The 1,466-nt window shown below is 47.8% G+C and carries 1 protein-coding gene; it reads right to left on the bottom strand.

Features of this window, described 5'->3' with window-relative positions:
* A partial coding sequence (locus B7Y67_RS17875) for a helicase-related protein (protein WP_293599786.1) occupies positions 1-1,358 on the bottom strand: 1,358 nt, incomplete at its 3' end.
* Between the last annotated feature and the right edge of the window lie 108 nt (positions 1,359-1,466).

Here is a 1,466-nt window from a genome sequence, read left to right as displayed (position 1 = left end):
TTAGCTTCTGCAAAATTATAACCTTCAAATAATGCATCAAAGACTGGCTTAGTGATCACATGCTGGGCAAGCATTTCAATGATCTCGCCGTCGCCAAGGCTATCATTTAAATCGCCACGCAATTCAGTTGCAAAACTGCTGAAAGCTTCACGCTCTGCGATATTATTTGGATTTTCCAGAATAGTCGTGATGCGTGTGATGTGGGTCTGGGCGATCTTGGCAATATCATTTGCCCAGTCCTCCCAATGGTGACGATTACCGACTTTTTGAACCAGCTTGGCGTAGATAGCACGTTCAATTTCACCAATTTCGAATTGCATGGTGGCTTGGGCTTCGGCTGGGTCATGTCGATGAGGTAGAGAGCCGATACCAAAGCTACCTTTTCCAGCGATTGGTTTTTTGACATTCAGTGCTTTGGCTTGACGAGTTGGAACTTTGTCTGTGATGGCGACAACTTCCATCTTACTGGGGTCTTTGCCTATCAAATCAAGTTTGTTCACCATGGCGTCAAAACGGTCATCATGTGACCGCAAGGCTTGCAGAACCTGCCACACCACCGAGAAGGTCTTGTTGTCATTCAGCGCCTCATGAGCTTCCAAGCCGTCAGGAATAACTACTGGAAGAATGACATAGCCACGCTTTTTGCCAGGTGCATTACGCATAACCCTGCCAACACTTTGAACCACATCAATTTGAGAATTGCGCGGCGTTAAAAAAAGCACCGCATCAAGAGCTGGAACATCTACGCCTTCGGATAAACAGCGGACATTACTCAAGATGCGACATGTTTGATCGGGTGTTTCAGCCTTTAGCCAATCTATTTTTTCTTCTTTAAGGCTGGCATTCATACCACCGTCAACGTGATTTGCTTCGCAGATAAGGCGAGTAGTGGGGTCAATCTCTTCCTTTTCCTGATAGGCTTCCACGACCTTTTGGAACATGTTGGCGATGTTCTTGGAACTCACCTTGTGGACCCTGGCTTTTGTCGGAATTTCGATGACCTGGCAGAATGCTACCGCACGCTTCATGGCATCGGTATCGCCGTTTAGGTCTTCAACCAACCCCTGTTTCGCGAGAGCTTTCCAGCAACCCACAATCTTTCCAGCATCATCCACTTTTAGTTGGTTGTCGTCGTCTTTCAAAAGCGATTGTAGCCGATGGCTAATATGCTTTGCATCTACCGATAGGACAATAACTTTGTAATCGACCAAAAGACCGCGCCTGACAGCCTCGCTGAAAGTGATTACATAAAACTCTTTCCCAAAGAGGGTTTCATCATCCATTGAGCAAAGCGCAATGCTCTCTCTTTCGGCGCTGGCTTTGGCATTATCCCCATAGATACGGGGCGTAGCAGTCATGTATAGCCGCTTTGCAGAGCGAATGTAGGCAGCGTTGTGGACCCGAACAAACGCACTCTCGTCTGGCTCATCGCCGCCATAGATAGCGCCGGTGCTCCGGTGCGCTTC

The organism is Polynucleobacter sp. 35-46-11, assembly GCF_002281105.1.
The sequence above is the reverse complement of the archived record's forward strand: the minus strand, read 5'-3'. Positions and strand labels throughout refer to the sequence as shown.